Here is a 7,052-nt window from a genome sequence, read left to right on the forward strand (position 1 = left end):
AATTGGAATGGCTATATCAAAGCGATGGGGGGAATATTCACCCCGACTAGAAATCATCCGATTAAATTGCATTATGATGTAAATATAAATTTTGATACGGGGGAATGCTCACAAAGTTATTATGATGGTGAACTCGTCACAAAAGTGAAAGGGTTAATCTTTGAAGGTAAAGCCTTCATCACGCGAACGATGTCATGGAGACTACAGCGAGTTTTATAATACCTTTACCCCTCTAAAGCTATGTTTAGGGCTTTAACTATGTTTGTAATAAAATTTTACGTATAAATACCTTTCAAAAAGGGCTTTAGCTATCAAATAGGCTTTAGCTTCAATCAAAAAAATCAACGATAGAAATTTTTAGGCTTTAGTTAGTCGCCTGCCAGAATGGCAAAGATGCTTTTACTTGGAGTTCTGTAAATAACTGTACTAATCATTAATATTATAAAGACGACAAGCCGCGCTTAGTTGACGTAACAAACTGAAAAGCTTAATGTCTTCATAGGGCTAAATAGCTAAAATCAGATGTAAACTGCTGCTAAACATATAAATCAAGCATTAAAACGGTTAATTGTATTGCTCGACAAGTCAATCCAAATAAAAAACAAGGAATGTAAAATGAAGTTGAATCAAGTCCTATCTATAGTAAATCAAGTGGAAAAGTCTAAGTTTATTACAAGTCTTGATAAGCTCTGCCTTGATGCTGCAAAGAGCAACAAGAAGTTAGCAAAGACAATAGAGAACATTGATGGTCAAATAAAGAATGCTTCAGGTAGTGAAATCACACAGTTGTATTTTGCTGTAAAGGACTTTTTTAAGATTGCAGTAAAAGAACAAATACTAATGAACTCTGCACAGATTAATCTACTGGTCAATATTCTGAGTAGAGATGGTAATTGCGTTGCTCGTATAAGCTGGATTGAAAATCTTTACGTTAAAGAATGGAATGCGTTACAGCTTTTATCTAAGGAGCTTAAGGCTGAAATCAAAGCTAGTGAAAATAACACCATCACTGATAGGGCAAAATCGTTGTCTGTTTATCACGCATGTATGACAGAGGCATACGTGAACGATAAACGGGTTAATAGAGACTCAAAAGTAACTGATGATGAACGTGGCATACTCAATGTGTTGAGCTATCACTTAGGGTTAACGACTGATGAATGTGCAGCAATTGAGCACCTAGTTGATTCAATCCCTAAGGATGGTGTACTGGATGCACTGAATATATTAAGAGACATGGGTGTTGTATTTATAAGCAAGAAAAGACAAGAGGTATTTATACCCGATGAAATCGTCGAATTACTTAATGATATTCAAGGTAAAGACTTAGCAGACAAACACAGGTTAAGATTGTTGCGTACCTTTTCTGATGCCGAGCTTTCCAATGTGCTTAAGGCTCATGGTAGAAAGACTAGGAGTGTAACTAGAGCAGATAAGATACATACGATAATTCATTCAGGGCTTAATGCGCATAATCTACTTGCCGCTGATATGTACTTACCTGAAGACAACCAGAACCAGCGAAAAGAAAGACTTAAGCAACTTATAACTGACCTTGAAATTGATACCGACAAACTAGGTACTACACTTGATGAACGTATTCAGTTAATAGTTTCTTCTCTTACTAACTCTACTGAGAAAGAATTTGATTCTTTGAGTGCGAGTGGCTTTAAAGAGCTCCTTAAAACATTGGAAGACCATTTCCCTACAATCATTAAAGTTATTAAGTCTCAGTTTGAATTAGAAGAAAATGAAGTTGTAGACACAGACAAGCTCAGAGCACTCAGCATCACCCCTTATGACATTCTTTATCTTTTATCAAATGATGAAATAAAGACTGTACGTGACAGTATGGCACTATCTAAAAGAGGGAATGCAAGATTCGTTATTCTCGAATGCTTTGCAAATGCGACAGACAAACTGATAGAAAACTATGATGCATTAGCTAGGCGAGACGTTAATATGTTGCGTGAGGTCGGTGCAGAGGTAGCTGAAGCTGATATAGGTGTTAAATTTGAGGAAGTTACTAAGGCTATTTTTGAACTGCTTGATTTGAGCATTGATGAAGATGTACGAAAAGAAATCAATACTAACAAGGATAAAGCTGACATTATTATTTCCCTCAGTGACGATGATATCATTATCGGCGAAGCCAAAACCTGTAAGAGCGGTGATTTTGCTAAATACTCATCAACATCAAGACAAGTTAAAGCTTATGTAAATAGGGCTGAAAATATAGGAAAGCGAGTAGCGCAAGTATTAATAATTGCGCCTAGCTTTTCTGATGATTTTATTGAATCAGCTGAAATGGATACAGAAGTAAATATCTCATTGCTTGAAGCTAAAGGACTAAAGCTCATATTGGATGCATTCAAGTCCAAGAGAAATCCTAAGTTTAGCGCCAAACTACTAACAAAAGGAGGTCTGTTAAAAGCAGAGTTAATCGCTAAAACGATTTGACAATTTTCATAAATATTTTTACTACAGGTATTTTATTTCGTAAAACAGTCTTTTTTAAGGCTGTTTTTTAGTATCTGAATTTGACTGTGGGGCATTTTTACCCTTAGTGTTAATTCCAACAAGCTTTGCGTTGCTAAATTTTTTCAATGTCCATCTTAATGTAAAAAATGTGCGCATTGTTGACCTAATTCTTTATTTGTTTGTCATATATTTTCTAATGAATAAATCACCAGTATCCAAGTTCTAACAAAATAAAACGTTTTTAGTTTCTAAAGCTTTGGAACTATGGGATATTAATTTAAATTAAGGATATGGGAAGGCATGATAGAAAAGTCTCCATAATTAACTGTTGAACTAAGGAGTAAGAATGCAATTTATCTGTTTTTATACTAGGAATCCTGTTTGCGCCTGTAAAATAATTAATGAAGAAGAGATTGCTAGAGCGGACTCCTTCCAAAAATTATCTAAATTATTGGATGAAATTGTATTTGAAACAATTAACGATGAATTCTTAATACAAGTACAAAGAGATGGTCAAATTAGATTTCACTCCAAAACGATTGAGATAGATCATCCTAAAGAATATTCAGAATTTAATAGGTCAGTCAATTGGGAGCAGAAGTGGGGTAAGTACTTAGAACTGATTAATGCATTTCATTTAATACTTTACTCATCAGTACTACAGTTTAAATGGGGTGGGGACAGATCTTGTGACTTTATCGATTTTTATGAAATAACAAGAAATGATGCTTTTCCTGACGACGACAATGGGATGAGAATCATAATTTCTCATGGTTTCGATCTAGGTCAAATTAGAAGAGCGCAATACAGACAAAATCAGTACGTTAGTCATCCACTACTGGATCAGCATCTGGGCTTACATACTGATATACTTAATAACGCTGTGCAAACTTTTTCTACGATATCTAATAAAAGCGTAATTATAAGGCTACTCTCCGAAATGGCGAAAAGCCTAGCAGAGTTCAAACAGTTTAATAATACATCGTCACTTATATTTTCATGGTTTGGCACGGAAAAAATATTAAATAGGATGTGGGATGATTTGAGAAAATCGGATGATTTCTCTACTTATAAGTTAGAAATAGACAACGCAAATAAGGATGATAAGGAATGTATTGTACCTATTAGAAAGTATACTGTAGCGAATAAAATCGTTGGCCTAAATGTGGCTAAGAGAATAAGTGAGGATGACAAAAGTAAACTGACCATATGTAGACAGGAAAGGAATGACATAGCACACAATAATAACAACAGGGCTTCTGAAGACTCATCCAAAACCTGTTTAAAACTATTTATTAAACTGTTGAATAAATACTATGATTTGAACATATATCTAAGTTTTGATAGCTCTTCAGTCGTTATATAGCAAAGAGTTTCTAAAGGAGAAATATCCCTTGGTTTTTGTCTTTTGTCTATGACTTTAAGTAACTGTTATTAGTACTCTTAGTGAAAGGTTATCGATACAAAAACTAATCCGAAATCAATTTTAGCCTGTTAGTGCTAATATCTTCTTTGCGGTATTTAACGACATTTTAGTGATGTTTTTTAAGAAATTTATTTATAAATAAAAACGCTACATATGTGCTACAAAATAAATAGTTATCTTATGATCTACTAGCTTAACCCGTTGATTATAAGCGATTAAGTTTTTTATTTGGAAGTCATTAACAGGGCGTTATGTGTTTAAGGTGTATCGACTATGGATTGTCCAAATTGCAACGAAAGAGCTATCAATTTTACAGCTTGGATCAGAGCTAGAAATGCATTCTCAACAAGGTGTATCAACTGTAATGTTCATCTGAAAGCTAATGCTTTTGTATATTTCAATTTTATAATTACTCTACTCGTTATGTTTTCATTATTTCCATATGTTAACGATGCATTAAATTATTTTGATTTACACATTGAAGTTTCAAAATTTAAAATTGTTGTTTTGCTACCTGTTATCTTTATAGGTACTGCTTTATGTTGGTTTTTTGGCGGTTATAAGGTCAAAGTAAACACATAATAAGCAACTCAATACGGACACAAACAGTTGGTTTTGCTCGTACATTGCAAATTATAGCCAACTATTTTTAGCCGCTTAGTAGGGCGTTATGTAATTAGAAGAGTATCGTGATGGAATTAAAATTTGTTTCAGAAAAAGCTATTAACGGGCTTAGTATCCGAACTGATAACGCAACAGAGATGGATCCTAATAAAGGTAAAATAGGAGCTTTGTGGCAAGCTTTTGATGAATCGGTTCCAGTGGATTATAAAAGTGGCGAAAGAGTATACGGTGTATATTCTAACTATGAATCAGACCACACAGGAAAGTTTACTGTTCTTGCTGGTTTTGACGGAACGTCTTTTCCATCGAATATAAATATGGAAAAGATAACTATTCCTGAAGCAAAATATCTTGTGTTTACGCATAAAGGCGAAATGCCTCAAATAGCTATTGATGCTTGGACAGAAGTTTGGAATTATTTTTCTAACGTTAAAGAAGAACATATAAGGCTCTATACAACGGATTTCGAGTATTACCCAAACGGAAATGAAATAGAAGTCCATGTAGCGGTTAAATAGTTACATAGCAAGCCATTTAACGAGGACAAAAAACAGCGGGTTTTTGTCACTTCGTTCGTATTTTAGCTCGCTATTTTTTGCCCGTTAATTGGGTGTTATGTGCCAAAAAGGATTTAGGTTATGCCTGTAAATTTAAAGTTAAATTATGTAGAGTTTCCTGCTAAAGATATTCCAGCTACAAAAAAGTTTTTTGAGGATGCCTTTGGTTGGAGTTTTATCGATTACGGTCCCGATTATACTGCTTTTGCAGATGAAGGATTGGACGGTGGTTTTTATAAATCGGACTTATCATCAGTAACCTCAAACGGTTCTGCCTTGCTCGTATTGAAAACGAATGATTTGGAGCAAGCTCAATCAATTGTAGAGTCTTTTGGTGGCAAAATATCTACTCCAATTTTCTCATTCCCTGGTGGTAGTCGTTTTCACTTTATTGAACCTAGTGGTAATGAATTTGCTGTTTGGTGTTTATCTGGCACATAACAGGCGATTTAAGCAGGACTTTTATCAGTTGGCTAGGTTCCGCTTCGCTTCACATTTTAACCCACAATTAGAAGCCTCTTAATGGGGCGTTATGTTTACATTCAATTACCATCATAGTTAAATAATAAGGATATTATGAATCATTTAAATAAATTACACATATCATTGCTATTAGGCATGACAATCTCAACTTTATCTTCCCAATCATTTGCTAACAATAATATTGTAAAGTTCATTGATGAATTACCTCAAGAAATAGAGAACTTTACACCTGATAAATTGGAAGAAATGGGAAGCCCTTACGACAGAGATATTTTAGTTTTATCTGCAAAATATTCGTACCAGCAGGATAAGTGGCCTAGTGATGCAATAAATGTAGCCTCAAAGCATATTAGGTTTAATATTTGTAAAGAAAAAGCAGGGCATTATGTTGACTTTCTAAAGGATACAATTAGAGCTAAAGAGTTCGGAGAACCATTTACTTTCAAGGATATTGTTAATTCAAATAATGGTTCTTATTTTATTTCAATCCCACTAACAGATATACAACGAGAACATCCAATTAAAGGGCCAATACAATTAGCTTTTGAACATGGGTGGAAAGATCAAGGTACATATAAAATAAATGATTATTTCAGCGCTTGTTTATCTATTCCTCTATCAGGATATATAAATGCTTTCAAACAACATGGTTTTTTTGTTGGTGCTTATTATAATTTGTAGATAGTGCTGTAAACATAACAAGTCGTTAAAACAGGACAAATGATAGTTGGCTTTTTCACTTCGTTTAACATTTTAGCCAACTATTTTGACCCGTTAATTGGGCGTTAGGTACACAGGACGTGAGGCGTATTCATCATGAATCGTATATTGATTCCAATAGTTATTCTTTTTGTTTGGCTTAGTCAAGCAGGCTCAAGTAGTTTAAAGAACATTGAATATGCAGAAATAGTTTCTGAATTATCGCGTACCTCGGAGCTTGGAGAATGCAAAATATCTGTAGATATAACCAGATCTTGGCCGTTCTCTTGGACAGCAAGGTCTGCGAGTATAAATGTAAAGACTCAGGATATGGCTTTAACTTTTTTTACTAGTAAGTTTAACGCGCCAGACAGATCATTCCTAAAATCCCATAATACCAATTATCATTTTACTTGGAGTCGTCAATTAAGAGACAGGCTTGTTGCATCTTTTGTCGATGTAGAGATACAACCAAATGGTAGCGTTTATGCTGTTACTATTGGTAATTGTCCTAACTATTTAGATAATAACGAATTAATAGGGAAATTAGAGTATTGTAATTCACCCGTACAGGTAATAAAGTGCACATAAAAGCTGTTTAAGCGGGACAAATTACAGTTGGTTGGTTCCGCTCCGCTTCACACTTTTGCCGCTTAACGAGGCGTTGGTATGACTCCCCACGTCAAGTTAAATACACTGATCCTTGTTCATTAATTTCAGAACCATTGTATTCACTTTTAGTATTAAGTGAGTTAACGCATAGAATGAAGCAAGTAATTTCG

General features: G+C 34.4%; 6 protein-coding genes and 1 pseudogene. All 7 read left to right on the forward strand.

What is annotated here, in order from left to right:
• A pseudogene (locus tag H4J57_RS19860) lies at positions 1-219 on the forward strand (hypothetical protein); the annotation flags it as partial.
• 396 nt (positions 220-615) lie between these two features.
• Positions 616-2,460, forward strand: a complete 1,845-nt coding sequence (locus tag H4J57_RS18800) for a hypothetical protein (RefSeq protein WP_182243896.1) — start codon at positions 616-618, stop codon at positions 2,458-2,460.
• Positions 2,461-2,827: 367 nt separating this feature from the next.
• Positions 2,828-3,847 carry a hypothetical protein gene (locus H4J57_RS18805; protein ID WP_182243897.1) on the forward strand — a complete coding sequence of 340 codons (1,020 nt, stop codon included), beginning with the start codon at positions 2,828-2,830 and terminating at the stop codon, positions 3,845-3,847.
• A gap of 752 nt (positions 3,848-4,599) precedes the next feature.
• Positions 4,600-5,049, forward strand: a complete 450-nt coding sequence (locus H4J57_RS18810) for a GyrI-like domain-containing protein (RefSeq protein ID WP_182243898.1) — start codon at positions 4,600-4,602, stop codon at positions 5,047-5,049.
• 120 nt (positions 5,050-5,169) lie between these two features.
• Positions 5,170-5,529: a VOC family protein gene (locus H4J57_RS18815; RefSeq protein WP_182243899.1), complete on the forward strand. Its 360-nt coding sequence runs from the start codon at positions 5,170-5,172 to the stop codon at positions 5,527-5,529.
• Between the two features lie 135 nt (positions 5,530-5,664).
• Complete coding sequence (locus H4J57_RS18820; RefSeq protein ID WP_182243900.1) at positions 5,665-6,252, forward strand: hypothetical protein; 588 nt, start codon at positions 5,665-5,667, stop codon at positions 6,250-6,252.
• Between the two features lie 135 nt (positions 6,253-6,387).
• Complete coding sequence (locus H4J57_RS18825; protein ID WP_182243901.1) at positions 6,388-6,861, forward strand: hypothetical protein; 474 nt, start codon at positions 6,388-6,390, stop codon at positions 6,859-6,861.
• Positions 6,862-7,052 lie beyond the last annotated feature (191 nt).

Origin of the sequence: Colwellia sp. BRX8-7 (assembly GCF_014077275.1) — a bacterium.
Lineage (GTDB): Bacteria > Pseudomonadota > Gammaproteobacteria > Enterobacterales > Alteromonadaceae > Colwellia_A.